Origin of the sequence: Rhizobium sp. S152 (genome assembly GCF_030380735.1) — a bacterium.
Classification (GTDB): domain Bacteria; phylum Pseudomonadota; class Alphaproteobacteria; order Rhizobiales; family Rhizobiaceae; genus Rhizobium.
The window spans coordinates 943,136-958,427 of record NZ_JAUDRZ010000026.1 but is presented as its reverse complement, the minus strand read 5'-3'; the positions used below and the strand labels follow the sequence as shown (position 1 = coordinate 958,427).

At 63.8% G+C, this 15,292-nt stretch carries 14 protein-coding genes and 1 pseudogene; 8 read left to right on the top strand and 7 right to left on the bottom strand.

Going from position 1 to position 15,292, the window contains the following annotated elements:
• Nucleotides 1-165 precede the first annotated feature (165 nt).
• From QTL95_RS23785 to QTL95_RS23770, 4 genes are read right to left on the bottom strand one after another with little or no spacing between them, the layout of a single operon-like run.
• Nucleotides 166-708, bottom strand: a complete 543-nt coding sequence (locus QTL95_RS23785) for an endonuclease domain-containing protein (RefSeq protein WP_442981347.1) — start codon at nt 706-708, stop codon at nt 166-168.
• Nucleotides 633-2,975 carry a xanthine dehydrogenase molybdopterin binding subunit gene (gene xdhB / locus QTL95_RS23780; protein ID WP_289722339.1) on the bottom strand — a complete coding sequence of 781 codons (2,343 nt, stop codon included), beginning with the start codon at nt 2,973-2,975 and terminating at the stop codon, nt 633-635. Before xdhB ends, QTL95_RS23785 begins: the two co-directional genes overlap by 76 nt.
• Nucleotides 2,975-4,441: a xanthine dehydrogenase small subunit gene (gene xdhA / locus QTL95_RS23775; protein WP_289722338.1), complete on the bottom strand. Its 1,467-nt coding sequence runs from the start codon at nt 4,439-4,441 to the stop codon at nt 2,975-2,977. The genes xdhB and xdhA overlap by 1 nt, the downstream gene beginning before the upstream one ends.
• A gap of 33 nt (nt 4,442-4,474) precedes the next feature.
• Complete coding sequence (locus QTL95_RS23770) at nt 4,475-5,251, bottom strand: 3-hydroxybutyrate dehydrogenase (RefSeq protein WP_289722337.1); 777 nt, start codon at nt 5,249-5,251, stop codon at nt 4,475-4,477.
• 895 nt (nt 5,252-6,146) lie between these two features.
• Here QTL95_RS23770 and glpK point away from each other — a divergent pair.
• A complete protein-coding gene (glpK, locus tag QTL95_RS23765; RefSeq protein WP_289722336.1) occupies nt 6,147-7,640 on the top strand; it encodes a glycerol kinase GlpK in 1,494 nt (497 codons plus the stop codon).
• A gap of 39 nt (nt 7,641-7,679) precedes the next feature.
• On the opposite strand, the gene QTL95_RS23760 is transcribed toward glpK, so the two are convergent.
• The 3 genes from QTL95_RS23760 to QTL95_RS23750 all read right to left on the bottom strand — a co-directional run bounded on the left by QTL95_RS23760 (nt 7,680) and on the right by QTL95_RS23750 (nt 9,998).
• On the bottom strand, nt 7,680-8,708 hold the full coding sequence (locus QTL95_RS23760; RefSeq protein ID WP_289722335.1) for an acyltransferase family protein: 1,029 nt from the start codon (nt 8,706-8,708) through the stop codon (nt 7,680-7,682).
• A 106-nt stretch (nt 8,709-8,814) separates the two neighbouring features.
• On the bottom strand, nt 8,815-9,756 hold the full coding sequence (locus QTL95_RS23755; RefSeq protein WP_289722334.1) for an HlyD family secretion protein: 942 nt from the start codon (nt 9,754-9,756) through the stop codon (nt 8,815-8,817).
• Nucleotides 9,753-9,998 (bottom strand): DUF3302 domain-containing protein, encoded by a 246-nt coding sequence (locus QTL95_RS23750; protein WP_289722333.1) that lies wholly within the window; start codon nt 9,996-9,998, stop codon nt 9,753-9,755. The genes QTL95_RS23755 and QTL95_RS23750 overlap by 4 nt, the downstream gene beginning before the upstream one ends.
• 186 nt (nt 9,999-10,184) lie before the next feature.
• Between QTL95_RS23750 and QTL95_RS23745 the strand changes: the two genes are divergently transcribed.
• The 7 genes and pseudogenes from QTL95_RS23745 (at nt 10,185) to map (ending at nt 15,218) form a co-directional block, all read left to right on the top strand.
• On the top strand, nt 10,185-10,559 hold the full coding sequence (locus tag QTL95_RS23745) for a YciI family protein (protein WP_289722332.1): 375 nt from the start codon (nt 10,185-10,187) through the stop codon (nt 10,557-10,559).
• Nucleotides 10,556-11,830: an RNA polymerase sigma factor gene (locus tag QTL95_RS23740; protein ID WP_289722331.1), complete on the top strand. Its 1,275-nt coding sequence runs from the start codon at nt 10,556-10,558 to the stop codon at nt 11,828-11,830. The genes QTL95_RS23745 and QTL95_RS23740 overlap by 4 nt, the downstream gene beginning before the upstream one ends.
• Nucleotides 11,831-11,926: 96 nt before the next feature.
• The gene (locus QTL95_RS23735) at nt 11,927-12,388 is read left to right on the top strand and encodes an SRPBCC family protein (RefSeq protein WP_289722330.1); all 462 of its coding nucleotides are present in this window, start codon (nt 11,927-11,929) and stop codon (nt 12,386-12,388) included.
• Nucleotides 12,389-12,418: 30 nt separating this feature from the next.
• Nucleotides 12,419-12,835, top strand: a pseudogene (locus QTL95_RS23730) (DoxX family protein).
• 72 nt (nt 12,836-12,907) lie between these two features.
• Complete coding sequence (locus QTL95_RS23725; RefSeq protein WP_289722329.1) at nt 12,908-13,165, top strand: type II toxin-antitoxin system Phd/YefM family antitoxin; 258 nt, start codon at nt 12,908-12,910, stop codon at nt 13,163-13,165.
• 119 nt (nt 13,166-13,284) lie between these two features.
• A complete protein-coding gene (locus tag QTL95_RS23720; protein WP_289722328.1) occupies nt 13,285-14,346 on the top strand; it encodes an LLM class flavin-dependent oxidoreductase in 1,062 nt (353 codons plus the stop codon).
• 113 nt (nt 14,347-14,459) lie between these two features.
• Nucleotides 14,460-15,218, top strand: a complete 759-nt coding sequence (gene map, locus QTL95_RS23715) for a type I methionyl aminopeptidase (RefSeq protein ID WP_112536873.1) — start codon at nt 14,460-14,462, stop codon at nt 15,216-15,218.
• Nucleotides 15,219-15,292: the final 74 nt, after the last annotated feature.

Genomic DNA, 15,292 nt, shown 5'->3' with positions numbered 1-15,292 from the left:
GGCGACGTTGCGCCAGCCGCGCCCCCTCATCTGCCTGCCGGCATCTTCTCCCCATGGGGGAGAAGAGACTCGTGGCGGCCGCTCGTGCCTCTTGCTCCCTCTTCTCCCCAACGGGGAGAAGGTGGCCCGAAGGGTCGGATGAGGGGGCGTGGTTCGAAGGTGAGGTCAACGCCGCATCTCCCGCGGAACGATCGCAGGATAGAATCGCAAAACCTCATCGCGCGCGAAGATACGCCCTTCCACGGCCGCCAAGATCGTCTCCAATACCGCCTGGCGTTCGCGGGTAATCTCATGGTTCCGGAAGCGCAGGATCGAATAGCCGTTGGCGTTCAGCCAGTCTGTTCGCCTGTCATCCTTCGCACTATCTGCATGCTGGAAGCCGTCGATCTCGACGATCAAGCGGATACGCCTGCAGAGAAAGTCCGCAATGTAAGGTCCGATCGGAACCTGCCGCACGAATTTGTACCCATTGAGCTCGCGGTTGCGCAGATCGCGCCAAAGCTGATGTTCCTCGTCCGTTTCATCATGCCGCAAGCGGCGAGCCTGCGTCGTCTTGCCTGGCCTACGCTTGGTGATGACGGGACGAGGCGGCTGCACACGACACCTCAGCTCTCTCGTGCCAAACGGGTCATTCATCCCACCGCCTTCATCCGCTCGACCGCCATCAGCACCCGCTCCGGCGTCGCCGGCGCGTCCAGCCTCGGGCAGACCTTGTAGTCCGCCACGCTCGCCACCGCCATCGACAGCGCTTCCAGCACCGAGATCGCCAGCATGAAGGGCGGTTCGCCGACGGCCTTGGAGCGGCCGATGGTGGCTTCGGCGTTTTCGGACCATTCGGCGAGCTTCACGTTGAAGATCTTCGGACGGTCGGAGGCGAGCGGGATCTTGTAGGTGGAGGGGGCGTGGGTGCGCAGACGGCCCTTGTTATCCCACCAGAGTTCTTCCGTCGTCAGCCAGCCCATGCCCTGCACGAAGGCGCCCTCGACCTGGCCGATGTCGATGGCGGGGTTGAGCGAGCGGCCGACGTCGTGGAGGATGTCGGTTCGGTCGACGAGGTATTCGCCGGTCAGCGTGTCGATCGACACTTCGGTGCAGGAGGCGCCGTAAGAGTAGTAGTAGAAGGGCGTGCCACGGCCGGCGGCGCGGTCCCAGTGGATCTTCGGGGTCTTGTAGAAGCCGGCGGCCGAGAGCTGGACGCGGGCGAAATAGGCCTGCTTGACGAAATCCGGGAAGGAGATGTCCCGGTCGCCGACACGCACGCGGTTCGGCAGGAAGATGACGTCAGTCGGTTGCACGTTCCACTTCTCGACGGCGAAGGCGACAAGGCGTTCCTTGATCTGCCGTGCGGCATCGTAGGCGGCCATGCCGTTGAGGTCCGAGCCGGAAGACGCGGCGGTGGCCGACGTGTTTGGCACCTTGCCTGTGGTGGTCGCCGTGATCTTCACATGCTCGATATCGACCTGGAAGCTGTCGGCCAGAACCTGTGCCACCTTGGTGTAGAGCCCCTGGCCCATCTCGGTGCCGCCGTGGTTCAGGTGGATCGAGCCATCCTGGTAGACGTGCACGAGGGCGCCGGCTTGGTTGAAGGCGGTCATGGTGAAGGAAATGCCGAACTTCACAGGGGTGAGCGCAATGCCCTTCCTGATGTAGCGGCTGTCGCGGTTGAATTCGATGATTGCCTGGCGACGCGCCTGGTAATCGGCGCTCTCCTCGAGTTCGCCGACGATCCGCTCCAGGATGCTGTCCTCGACTTCCTGGTGGTAGGGCGTCAGCGTGCGGCCGGAGCCGGGCTGGCCGTAAAAGTTCAGTTTTCTGATATCGAGCGGATCCTTGCCGACGGCATAGGCGATCTCCTCGATGAAGCGCTCGGCACCGAGCATGCCCTGCGGTCCGCCGAAGCCGCGGAAAGCGGTGTTTGAAACGGTGTGGGTCTTCAAGGGCTTCGAGGTCAGGTGCACATGAGGGTAGAAATAGCTCGAATCGGCGTGGAACAGCGCGCGATCGGTGACCGGGCCGGAGAGGTCGGACGAGAAGCCGCAGCGGGCCGCATAGGTGGCGTCGACCGCATGGATGCGGCCTTCCTCGTCGAAGCCGAGTTCGTAATCGACCATGAAGTCGTGGCGCTTGCCGGTTGCCGCCATGTCCTCGTCGCGGTCGGGGCGGAATTTCACGGCGCGCTTCAGCTTCTTGGCGGCGATGGCGGCCAGTGCGGCAAACTGGTTGCCCTGCGTTTCCTTGCCGCCGAAACCGCCGCCCATGCGCCTGACGTTGACGGTGATGGCGTTGGAGGGAATGTTCAGCACATGGCCGACGATATGCTGGATCTCGCTCGGATGCTGCGTCGAGGACCAGATCGCGACATCGTCGTCCTCGCCGGGGATGGCGAGCGCGATGTGGCTTTCGAGATAGAAATGCTCCTGGCCGCCGATGCGCATGCGGCCCTTCAGCCGGCGCTGCGCATTCTCCATCTCGGCCTTGGCCTCGCCGCGTGCCAGTGTCATCGGGGTGATCACCAGCGGGCTGCCGTTTTCGATCGCGCCGTCTATGTCGCTCCAGTGCGGCAGATCGCGATACTCGATCTTCGCCTTGCGGGCGGCGCGGCGCGCGATGTCGCGGGTCTCGGCGATCACGGCGAAGATCGGCTGCTGGTGGAACTCCACCCTAGTTTCGGCGAGCAGCGGCTCGTCATGGCTGCCGTTGGAGCTGACGTCGTTGACACCAGGCACGTCCTTGCCGGTCAGAACGCAAACGACACCAGGCGTGGCGGCCACTTCGGAGAGGTCCATGCTCAGGATATCGGCGTGGGCGCGGTCGGAAAGGCCGAGCGCGCCGTGCAGCAGGCCTGCCGGTTCCGGCAGGTCGTCGATGTAATCGGCGGTGCCGGTCACGTGCTTGTGGGCGCTGTCATGCTTCAGCGAACCATGCATGGCGCCGGAGATGATGAACTGCGGATCGGGGAGGGCAGACTTGTCCATCACGCCACCTCCTCGAACCGCCGCAGTTCCGCCGGCGCACCCGTGGTCTCCAGATAAAACCGCGTCAGCAAGTTCTTCGCGGTCAGCTGGCGGTACTCGGCCGTGGCGCGCCAGTCGGTCAGCGGCTGATAGTCGCTGTCGAAGGCGTCGCGGGCGGCGGCGATGGTGTCTTCGGTCCAGGGTTTACCCATCAACTCGTTCTCCACGGCGCGCGCGCGTTTCGGGGTGCCGGCCATGCCGCCGAAGGCGATGCGGATGTCGTTGACGTCGCCCTGTTCGTCAAGCGTCAGGTAGAAGGCGCCGAGCACGGCGGTGATGTCCTCGTCGCGGCGCTTGGTGATCTTGTAGACGGCGAATCTGGTGTCCTCGGCCGGATATGGCACGAAGATGCTTTCGACGAACTCGCCGGGGCGGCGATCCTGCTTGCCGTAATCGATGAAGAAGTCCTCCAGCCGAAGCATGCGCGTGCCCTCGACCGATCGCAGCTTGACGGTGGCGCCGAGCGCGATCAGTGGCGGCGGGCTGTCGCCGATCGGCGAGCCGTTGGCGATGTTGCCGCCGATCGTGCCCATATTGCGCACCTGCTCGCCGCCGATCCGATCGATCAGCCGGCCGAGCGTCGGCATTTTCGCCGCGATCGCCGAGAAGGCGCGGGTATAGGTGACGCCGGCGCCGATGGTGAGCCCGCCTTCGCCCGTCGTGATTCCCTGCAGTTCGGAGAGGTGGTTAATGAAGACGACGGGGTTCAGCGCCCGCATCTGCTTCGTCACCCACAGGCCGACATCGGTGGAACCGGCAACCACAGTCGCGTTCGGCTCGGCGGCAAGGACGCGGGCGAGCGCGTCGAGCGAACCCGGCACGACGAGCCGGTCATCGCCGGAGACGATGGTGATTGTCTGATTGTTCTTCATCGCCCAGAGGCGGGCGATGATGTCGGCGCGGGTCTTTTCCAGGGGGTCGAAGAGCGTGCTCGGCCGCGTCCGGCTCACCTGCTCGGCCGCCTTGACGATCGGCTCATAGCCGGTGCAGCGACAGAGGTTGCCCTGCAGCGCCTTTTCGATATCGGCACGGCTGGGCTTGTCGTTGGAGAGCCACAACCCATAGAGCGACATGACGAAACCGGGGGTGCAGAAGCCGCATTGCGAGCCGTGACAGTCGACCATGGCCTGCTGCACGGGATGCAGCGCGCCGTTCTTGGCCGCCAGATGCTCGATGGTGACCACATGGGTGGCATTGAGCGAGCCGATGAAGCGGATGCAGGCATTGACCGATTCGTAATAGAGCTTGCCATCGACCAGCCGGCCGACGAGCACCGTGCAGGCGCCGCAATCGCCTTCCGCGCATCCTTCCTTCGTTCCGGTCAGCCGGCGCTGCAGTCTGAGGTAATCGAGCAGCGTTTCGGTCGGCCGGACGTCTTTCAGCGAAACGTCCTCGCCATTGAGTATAAAGCGGATGCAGTCGTTCATGTCGTTCCCGATTTTATTCTTTGCCTTGAATGGTTATGCCGCGGTCCAGCCACCGTCAATCGAGATGTGCGTGCCTGTCACCTGCCGGGCCTCGTCGCCGGCGAGATAAAGCGCCAGCGCGCCGATCTCCTCGGCCTTGACGAATTCATGCGTCGGCTGGGCCTTGAGGATGACCTCGGTCTTCACCTCATCCTCGGTCATGCCGCGGGCCTTGGCGGTGTCGGGTATCTGCTTTTCGACCAGCGGTGTCAGCACGTAGCCCGGGCAGATCGCGTTCACCGTCACGCCGAACTCGGCAAGCTCCAGGGCCGCGGTCTTCGTCAGCCCCAATATACCATGCTTTGCCGCCACATAGGCGGATTTGAACGGCGAGGCCACCAGCGCGTGCGCGGAGGCGATGTTGATGATGCGGCCGCGCTTCCTTGCCTTCATCAGCGGAATCGCTGCGCGCATGGTATGAAACGAGCTGGACAGATTGATGGCAATGATCTGGTCCCACTTGTCGACCGGGAAATCCTCGATCTTCTCGACATGCTGGATGCCGGCATTGTTGACGAGGACATCGACCGTTCCAAAGGTTCTGGCGGCGGCGGCGATCAGGTCGGCGATCTCGTCGGGCCTGGTCATGTCGGCCGAGTGATGGATGACGCCGGCTTTCGAGAGCGATTCAAGCCGTGCCGTTATCTCCTTGATATCCTCGGGCTTTCCAAAGCCGTTGATGACGAGGTTGTCGCCCTTGCCGGCAAAGGCCGTGGCGATCGCCAGCCCGATGCCGCTGGTTGATCCGGTGACGACGACTGTTCTTGCCATGGTTCTCTCCGCTTCGGTTGCCGCAACGCAATGTTGCGAGCCTAGTCCCAAACCGGAGGGGCTGGCAATCGGGGAGGTGTGGTGGGTGGGGGAGGCAGCATTGGTAAGCCATTGAAGTGACGCCATTCCCATCCCCGCAACGTCATTCTCGGCCTTGTGCCGAGAATCTAAGCACGTCTGCGGGAATGCAACGGTGCTGTTTGGCGCAGGCGGGCCAACATACGATGTTTGCGTCGGCCCTCACCGGGTGGTCCACTGGCGTTGAGGACGCGCAGGCGTGCTTAGGTCCTCGGGACAAGCCCGAGGACGACGGCGGAGACGGAGGCGGCGTCGGCAAGCCGTTGAAATGGTGAGGCCTGCATCCGCGCGACGTCATTCTCGGCCTTGTGCCGAGAATCTAAGCACGTCTGTCGGAATGCAACGGTGCGGCGTTGGCGCAGGCGGGCCAACATACGATGTTTGCGTCGGCCCTTACCGGGTGGTCCACTGGCGTTGAGGACGCGCAGGCGTGCTTAGGTCCTCGGGACAAGCCCGAGGACGACGGCGGAGAGGGAGGCGGCGTCGGTAAGCCGTTGAAATGGTGAGGCCTGCATCCCCGCAAGTCATTCTCGGCCTTGTGCCGAGAATCTAAGCACGTCTCCGGGGATGCAACGGTGCTGTTTGGCGCAGGCGGGCCAACATACGATGTTTGCGTCGGCTCTCACCGGGTGGTCCACTGGCGTTGAGGACGCGCAGGCGTGGTTAGGTCCTCGGGACAAGCCCGAGGACGACGGCGGAGAGGGCGGCGGCGGCATCTCCCGCAACGTCATTCTCGCCCCGATTTTCGTTTTAATTTCTTTTCACATTCGTTTTGCTGATTTATTCATTCATTCGACGCAGCCAACGGGAGGACGATATGGCGGGGTATGTTCTGGCGATCGATCAGGGGACGACGTCCACGCGGGCGATCATCTTCGATGGCGAGATGAAGATGGCCGGAGTTGGCCAGAAGGAATTCAAGCAGATCTATCCGCGTTCGGGCTGGGTCGAGCACGATCCGGAGGAAATCTGGGATTCGGTGGTCTCGACCATCAAGATGGCGCTCCGGCAGGCGAAGATCAAAGCCTCGGAGATCGCGGCGCTCGGGATCACCAACCAGCGCGAGACGGTCGTGGTGTGGGAGCGCGACAGCGGCAAGCCGATCCACAACGCCATCGTCTGGCAGGACCGGCGCACGGCCAGCTATTGCGAGAAGCTGAAGAAGCAGGATCTGGAAAAGACCTTCACCAAAAAGACCGGGCTGCTGCTCGATCCTTACTTCTCCGGCACCAAGCTTTCGTGGATGCTCGCCAACGTCAAGGGCGCGCGGGCGCGGGCGGCCAAGGGCGCCTTGTGCTTCGGCACCATCGACACCTTCCTGATCTGGCGGCTCACCGGTGGCAAGAGTTTCGTGACCGACGCCACCAATGCCTCGCGGACGCTGATGTACAACATCGCCGACAATGCGTGGGACGAGGATCTGCTCGATATCCTGCGCGTGCAGGCGGCGATGCTGCCCGAGGTGAAGGATTGCGCCGCCGATTTCGGCGTCACCGATCCCGATATCCTCGGCGCGGCCATCCCCATTCTCGGCGTTGCCGGCGACCAGCACGCCGCGACCATCGGGCAGGCCTGCTTCGAGCCGGGCATGCTGAAATCCACCTACGGCACCGGCTGCTTCGCCCTGCTCAACACCGGCAGCGACATGGTGCGTTCCAGAAATCGGCTGCTGACGACCATCGCCTACCGGCTCGACGGCGAGACCACCTATGCGCTGGAGGGCTCGATCTTCATCGCCGGGGCTGCCGTGCAGTGGCTGCGCGACGGGCTGGGGATCATCGACAGCGCGGCGAAGACCGGCGAACTCGCCGAGGCGGCCGATCCCTCGCAGGACGTCTATCTCGTGCCGGCCTTTACCGGGCTCGGGGCGCCGCATTGGGACCCCGAGGCGCGCGGCGCCATCTACGGGCTGACGCGCAACAGCGGCCCTAGGGAATTCGCCCGGGCGGCGCTGGAGGCCGTCTGCTACCAGACGCGCGATCTCCTGGAAGCGATGCAGAAGGACTGGAAGGGCGGGGCGGCCGATACCGTGCTGCGCGTTGACGGCGGCATGGTGGCGTCGGACTGGACGATGCAGCGGCTGGCCGACCTTCTCGACGCGCCGGTCGACCGGCCGACGATCCTGGAGACCACGGCGCTGGGCGCTGCCTGGCTTGCCGGCAGCCGCGCCGGCGTCTGGCCGGATCGCAAGGGCTTCGCCAAGAGCTGGAAGCGCAACCGCCGCTTCGAGCCCGCCATGGACGAAAAGACACGCGCCGCCAAGTTCAAGGGCTGGCGCAGCGCTGTGAAGCGGACGCTCAGCGACGCCTGAGACGAAGCCTTGGATGCGGAGGGCTCTGGCGGCTCCGAACTACGCCGCAACCACCTGCCGCTGGCGTCGGGCCGGCGGTGAATACAGCCAGCCGGCGCCGGTGCGGTCGGCGACCGCGCGGATGGCAAGCGAGAGGCCGATGGCGACGGTGACGACAACAGGCGCGGTGAGGTAGCCGAGCGTGGTGCCGGTGCCGATCAGCGCGGCGATGGTGGCGACCAGCAGCGAGACGATCATCACGTGGGTGACGTAGACGGGAAGCGTGTTGCGGCCGAAATAGGCGAAGGCGCTGCGCACCGCCTGCCAGCGCGACATCAGGACGGCGGTGCCGCAAAGCCAGGCGAGGCCGGCGATGGAGGACACCAGCGCCCAGCTACCCTTGTCGACGGCCTGCAGGCGCCAGCGCAGCACATAGAGCGCCGCAAAGATCAGGAAGCCGCCGAGCGCCGTCAGGACCGGGCGCTCGGTGATGCCGTTCACGACCGATTTGCCATACCAGCAGCCGAAGAGAAAGAAGACGAAGTACTGCAGCACGTTGCGGTGCGTGAAGAGATCGATCGGCAGCCGGTCGCCGAAGGTGAGGATCGAGACGATCGCGGCGGCTGCGATGGTCAAGGCGTGCGGCGTCGCCTGCAGCGCCTTGGTCGCGACCATGAAGATGGCGAGCGCCCAGATGAACCAGATGCCGGTGTTCGGCGCCCACCACATCTGGATGAGCTGATAGGGGTCGCTGCCTTCGGTGGGCACCAGCACGTTGGTCTGGACATAGCGGAAGAACAGCCAGCGGGCGGTGCTCCAGATGGCGAAGAGATAGACGAGTAGCCAGATCTTGCGGCGCAGGAAATCGCCCCATGGCGCGCGCATGGCGGATGCCGCCAGGAAGCCGGACACGGTGAAGAACAGCGGCATGCGGATCGGTGTCATGACGGCGCTGAAGCGGGTGTAGAGATCGGGCGCGATGGCATGAAAGTCGTGATAGAGCAGGGTGTGATAGATCACCACCAGGATGATCGACATGCCCTTGGCGATATCCAGCCACTCGATCCGCGTCTTCTGCTGCCGCTCCACCTGCCGCCCTCCGTTTTGCGTTGCAGCAAATAAAGCGGCCTAATGCGGCGAAAACGTGGGGTGGCATTCGTTTTTGTAGGCCGCCATCTTCGGTTGTCTCGTTTGCTCAGAACGGATTGACGTAGTTGGTGATGGCGATCTGGCGCAGCAGCACCTTGCGGATGATGTGGGTCGGCTTGACGTGGTCGGTGTAGATCGCCGCAGCGCCGGTGCTGCCGGCCGGCAGCACGTCGGCGAAGTCCTTGTCGTCGAGCCTGATCCTTACGGCAAGCGGCAGGGAGGCGATCTCCTTGGGCGCTACGGCGAGGCCCGAGGTCTGCGTCTGGCCGCTCGCCACCGCCTGCAGCACGCTTTCCACCTTGCCGGCATAGACCTTGCCCGGCGCATATTTGAAGGTGATCTCGACCGGCTGGCCGGGGGTGATGTAGCGCGCGTTGATTTGCGCGATCTCGACGCCGATGATCGTGTCCGACGTATCGATGAAGGCCATGACGGGGGCCAGCGGCAGGCTGCTGACGCGGGCGCCCTTGCGCAGCGCGAGATTGGTGACGTAGCCATCGGCGGGCGCGCGGACCACCGTCTTGTCAAGATTCCACTGTGCCTCGGCGATCTCGGCCGTCAGCTGGTCGGTTTGTGCCTGCGCCTGTTCCACGTCGAAGCCGCGGCCGGCGCCCGTGGTTTGCAGCCGTGTCGTCTCGGAGAGCCGCAGCGTGGCGAGTTCGAGTTGTGCCTTCAAGGCGTCGAGCTTGGCCTGGTAGGGCACGGGGTCGATGCGGAACAGCACATCGCCCGCCTTCAACGGCATGTTGGCGAGAACAGGGACATCGATGACCTCGCCGGCGACATTGGGGACGATGGCCACGGAATTGCGCACGACGAGCGCCGCGCCCTGCGGCGCGCCCCAGCCCATCGGGATGAACAGGCCGATCAAGAGAAGCAGGAAGACCAGTGCCGGGGAGACCTTCCAGAACAGGTTGAAGGGCACGATCCTCAACTTCACCAGCAGGAAGAGAATGACGAGATAAACGTTGAGGAGAACGACGATCATCGGTTCTTCTCCGCATCAGGTACGCGGGGGATGTCGACATAGGCCCAGATCACCACAAGGGGCCAGAAGGCGAAGCCGAGCAGCAGCGTTACCCAGCCGCCGACGCTGACGGCCTGCGCCCAGGGGTGGTTGCGCCTTCGGGCGATCATGCCGGGCAGCATCGCCAGGAAGAGGATGACCGCCAGCGTGCTTGCCGCAAGCACGATGAGGACGATCCACGCGAAAATATCCACGGCGCTCATGCCGGTTCTCCTGCCGATCGAGATCGGCGGCAAGAGATCATGCGAGGCCGGTGAAGGGGAAGTACGTTACCGTAAATGCGACCTTGCCACCCAGACGTAGCCTGACCGAGATCCGCGCCCGAAATTTTTGCTGCGCCCTGTCGGCAGCTGCGCTACTCCTTCGTCATTGAGGAAGAGGAGTATGAGATGCTGTATGCGATCCTTTGCTATGCCGATGAAGAGCGGGTTTTCTCCTGGACCAAGGAGGAAGAGGACGCCGTGATGGCGAAGCTCTATGCGGTTCAGGCGCCCTTGGCCGAAAGCGGCAAGCTCGGGCCTGTCGGCCGGCTGATGCCGACGACGGCGGCGACCACGGTGCGCAAGGGGAAAGAAGAGCCGCTGGTGCTCGACGGTCCGTTTGCCGAGACAAAGGAAGCGCTGCTTGGTTTCTATGTGGTCGATTTCGACACGCTGGACGAGGCCGTTGCCTTTTCCAAGGAGCTTTCCGACGTCAATCCCGGCTCCACATCCTATGAGATCCGGCCGTTCTACGTGTTCAGGCCGGGAGAGAGTGCGACATGACGGACATTGCCTGGATCGACGTGACGCTCTCATCGGCTCGGCCGAAGGCGCTTGGCGCGCTGCTCAGATACTTCCGCGATCTCGATATCGCGGAAGAGGCCTTCCAGGAGGCCTGCCTGCGCGCTGTCAGGACTTGGCCGGAAAAGGGGCCGCCGCGCGATCCGACGGCATGGCTGATCTTCGTCGGCCGCAACAGCGGTATCGACGCGGTGCGCAAGCGATCGAAGACGCAGGCGCTGCCGGATGAGGAACTGATCTCCGACACGGAGGATGCCGAGAGCGATATCGCCGAGCGGCTGGATAGCTCCAACTACCGCGACGACATCCTGCGGCTGCTCTTCATCTGCTGCCATCCCGACCTGCCGGCAACGCAGCAGATCGCGCTGGCGCTGAGGATCGTTTCCGGTCTTTCGGTGCAGCAGATCGCGCGGGCCTTTCTGGTCGGCGAAAGCGCCATGGAGCAGCGCATCACCCGGGCCAAGGCGCGCGTCGCCAAGGCCGGCGTTCCATTCGAGACGCCGGATGCGGCGGAGCGCGCCGAGCGGCTGTCGATCGTCTCGACGATGATCTACCTCGTCTTCAACGAAGGCTACAGCCAGGCCGATCCCAGAGCGGAGGCCTGTGCGTTTTCCGACGAGGCAATCCGGCTCGGCCGGCTGATGCTGCGGATGTTTCCCGGCGAGCCGGAGTTGATGGGTCTTCTGGCGCTGATGCTCTTGCAGATCTCACGCCGCCCGGCGCGCTTCAGCGCCGACGACGAGATCGTGCTGCTGGAGGATCAGGATCGGTCGCTCTGGAACCGCGAGCTGATCAATGAAGCGCTGGTTTTGCTCGACAAGGCGATCCGCCACCGGCAGCCGGGGAGCTATCAGTTCCAGGCGGCAATCGCGGCGCTGCATTCGCGCGCAAAAAGGGCTGAAGATACCGACTGGGAGGAAATCGAGCTGCTCTATCGCGCCTTGGAGCGCATGCAGCCGTCACCCGTTATCACGCTCAACCGCGCGGTTGCCGTGTCGAAGCTCAGGGGACCTGAGGAGGCGCTGGCGCTGGTGGAGACGCTTGGCGAAAAGCTCGACGGCTATTTCTATTATCATGGCCTGCGGGGTGGGCTGTTGAAGCAGATCGGCCGCCCGCGCGAGGCGCGCGAGGCTTTCGATAGGGCGATCGCGCTGGCGCATTCGGCGCCCGAGGCCGCGCATATCCGCCGGCAGATCGATAGCCTGAAGACGGATTGCCTCAAGGCGGCACCGGCGCTGCCGGCGGTGAAATAATTCCGGATATTTTCCGTACGATGTCGGATCGGAGCAACCAGCCGCGTCCTTGCAACAGACTGATGCGAATGTGCTTTCACGAATAGGAGACGACCTATGACCGCCACCCACGAACTCACCCTCGTCCGCGAATTCGACGCGCCGCGCGAGAAGATCTTCAGGGCCTGGACCGATGCGGAGCTGATGAAGGAATGGTTCGTGCCGCGGCCGTGGACGATCGCCAGCGCCGAGCTCGACGTTCGTCCCGGCGGCGCCAATCTGATCGTCATGCGCAGCCCGGAGGGCCAGGAGTTTCCCAATCGCGGCGTCTATCTCGAGGTGATCGAGAACGAGAAGCTGGTCTTCACCGACGCCTATACCAGCGCCTGGGTACCATCCGAAAAGCCGTTCATGACGGCGACCGTGCTGCTCGAGGACCTCGGCAATAGCCGCACCAAATACACGGCGACGGCCGCGCACTGGACGGCGGAGGACAAGAAGGCGCACGAGGAAATGGGCTTTCACGAGGGATGGGGCAAATGCGCCGACCAGCTCGCCGAGCTTCTGGCGCGGATGTGATTTGACGAGTTGAAACAGGGGGATGGGACGATGTCCGCAGTCATTGATTCAAATCCGGCGCAGCCGCGCCGGCAAACGATCGCAGGCCTTGTGCTGAGCGGCCTCATCGTCGCCTTCCTCGTCTTCGACGGCGCAATCAAGCTGGTGCCGATCGCGCCCGTCACCGAAACGCTGACGGCGCTCGGCTACTCCGCCGACCCGATGCTGGCCCGCAGCCTCGGCATCATCACTCTCGCCTGCGCCCTGCTATACGCCATCCCGCGCACCTCGGTGCTGGGAGCGATCCTGCTCACCGGCTTGCTCGGCGGCGCGATCGCCACGCATCTGAGGGTCGGGAGACCGGTATTCTCGCATCTGTTGTTCGGCGTTTAACTCGGGCTGATGGCCTGGGGCGGGCTTTACTTGCGCTATGAGGCGGTTCGCGGGATGATTCCGTTCAGGCTCTGAAGTGGTTGAAATGAGAGTCGGATTTGGCGGCGAGGGCGGGATGTCGTAACATCCCCGACGAGAGGTGTTGCCATGACGGTCATCAGCAGTCGGGAATTTTACAGAAAGCGGCGATCGGACGTTTTTCATGCCGCCGCGCGGGAGCCTCTGATCATCACCCGCAGAGGGCAGCCGGCCTATGTACTGATGTCGATCGAAATCTATGAGGCGACGGTCAAGGCCAAGCGACCAAGCCTCATCGAAGCCCTCACGATGCCGGGAGCAGAAGATATCGAGTTCGAGATTCCCAAGTTCGATGATATCGGTATCAAGCCCGTAGACTTCGATTGAGTGGCCGCCCTGACGCCATTCTCTCATCAAGTTTATCGAAGAATTCGTTCTAGAATTTGTCATTGCGCCCCTGCTGCCCCATCCTTATCTGCAAGGATGATGACAACGGGATGCACGCCATGGAACTCGGCCTTTATACCTTCGCAGACGTCAACCCCAATCCCGAGAGGAGCAAGGGGGCGGAGGGGGCCGAGAGGCTGAAGCATCTGATCGAGGAGATCGAGCTGGCCGATCAGGTGGGGCTCGACGTCTTCGGGCTCGGCGAGCATCACCGCCCTGATTACGCGGCGTCTGCGCCCGCCGTGGCGCTGGCGGCGGCGGCCGTGAAGACGAAGAACATCCGGTTGACGAGTGCAGTCACCGTGCTCTCCTCCGACGATCCGGTCAGGGTGTTCCAGCAGTTCTCGACGCTGGATCTTCTCTCCAACGGCCGCGCCGAGATCATGGCGGGGCGGGGGTCGTTCATCGAATCCTTCCCGCTATTCGGTTACAATCTCGAAGATTACGACCAGCTGTTCGAGGAGAAGCTCGACCTGTTGCTGGCACTTCGCGACAGCGAAATGGTGACGTGGTCGGGGGAGACGCGCGCCGCCATCAACGGGCGCGGCGTCTATCCGCGGCCGTTCCAGGATCCGCTGCCGATCTGGGTCGCCGTTGGCGGGACGCCGCAGTCGCTGGCGCGCGCCGGCGCGCTCGGGCTGCCGGTGGCGCTGGCCATCATCGGCGGCGAGCCGCATCGCTTCGCACCGCTGTTCGATCTTTACCGCGAGGCAGCGCGGCGGGCAGGGCAGGACCAGTCGAAGCTCAAGACATCGATCAACGTCCACGGCTTCGTCGCCGACACCACGGATACGGCGGCCGATCAGTTCTATGGGCCGCAGGCCGAGGTGATGAACCGGATCGGCCGCGAGCGCGGTTGGGGCCCGACCAACCGGGCGCATTTCGATGCCTCACGCGGGCCGAAGGGGGCGCTGTTCGTCGGCGATCCGGAAGTGGTGGCCGAGAAGATCATCGCCCAGCACAAGCTCTTCAAGAACGACCGCTTCCTGCTGCAGATGGCGATCGGCCTGATGCCGCACAGTGAGATCATGCGCGGCATCGAGCTCTACGGCACGAAAGTCGCGCCGATCGTCAGAAAGGCATTGACTGAGAGCGGCGAAGGGGCGAAAGCCAGCGCCTAAAGCAGGAGCATGATGGCGTAAAGGATGAATTGGATTTCCCGCAGCGTCGTGCTTCCTTCCTGATCTGAAAGCAGGCCGACCGGCCGCACAGGCAAGGCCGGAAACGGAATTCCATGATTATCGAGACTGAAGACGAACTCCTGAAGCTGAAAGAGATCGGCCGCATCTGCGCCAACGCGATCCAGATCATGTCGGCGTCGCTGGAGCCCGGGATCACCACGCAGGAGCTCGATGATATCGGCCGCCGCGTGCTGGAAAGCGCCGGTGCACGCTCGGCGCCGGAGTTCTGCTACCAGTTCCCGGGTGCCACCTGCATCAGCGTCAACGAGGAGATCGCGCACGGTATTCCCGGTTCGCGCGTCATCCGCCCGGGCGATCTCGTCAATATCGACGTTTCGGCCGAGAAGGACGGCTTCTTTTCCGATACCGGCGCCTCCTTCGTGGTGCCGCCGACGAAATCCAAGCTCGACAAGCTCTGCCGTGACGGCAAGCGGGCGCTTTGGGTGGGCCTCAACCAGGTGAAATCGGGCGAGCCGCTGGCCAAGATCGGCCAGGCGATCGGCGCGTTCGCGGCCAAGAACCGCTATACGCTAGTGGCGAACCTCGCCAGCCACGGCGTCGGCCGCTCGCTGCACGAGGAGCCGGGCGAGCTATCGACATGGCCGGATCCGTCCGAAAAGCGGATCATGACGGATGGGCTGGTCTTCACGGTCGAGCCGTTCCTGTCGCTCGGCGCCACATGGGCCGAGGGCGGCGACGATGCCTGGACGCTCTATGCCGATCCGCAGGCGCCCACCGTGCAGTATGAGCACACGGTTGTCGCGACCCGCAACGGGCCGATGATCCTGACGCTGCCGGATGGGCAGGCGTGAAATCGCTTCGACGATCTGTCTTACGATATAGCGGCCCATAATGCGAGACGCCCTGCTGCTGAGCAGGGCGGCCT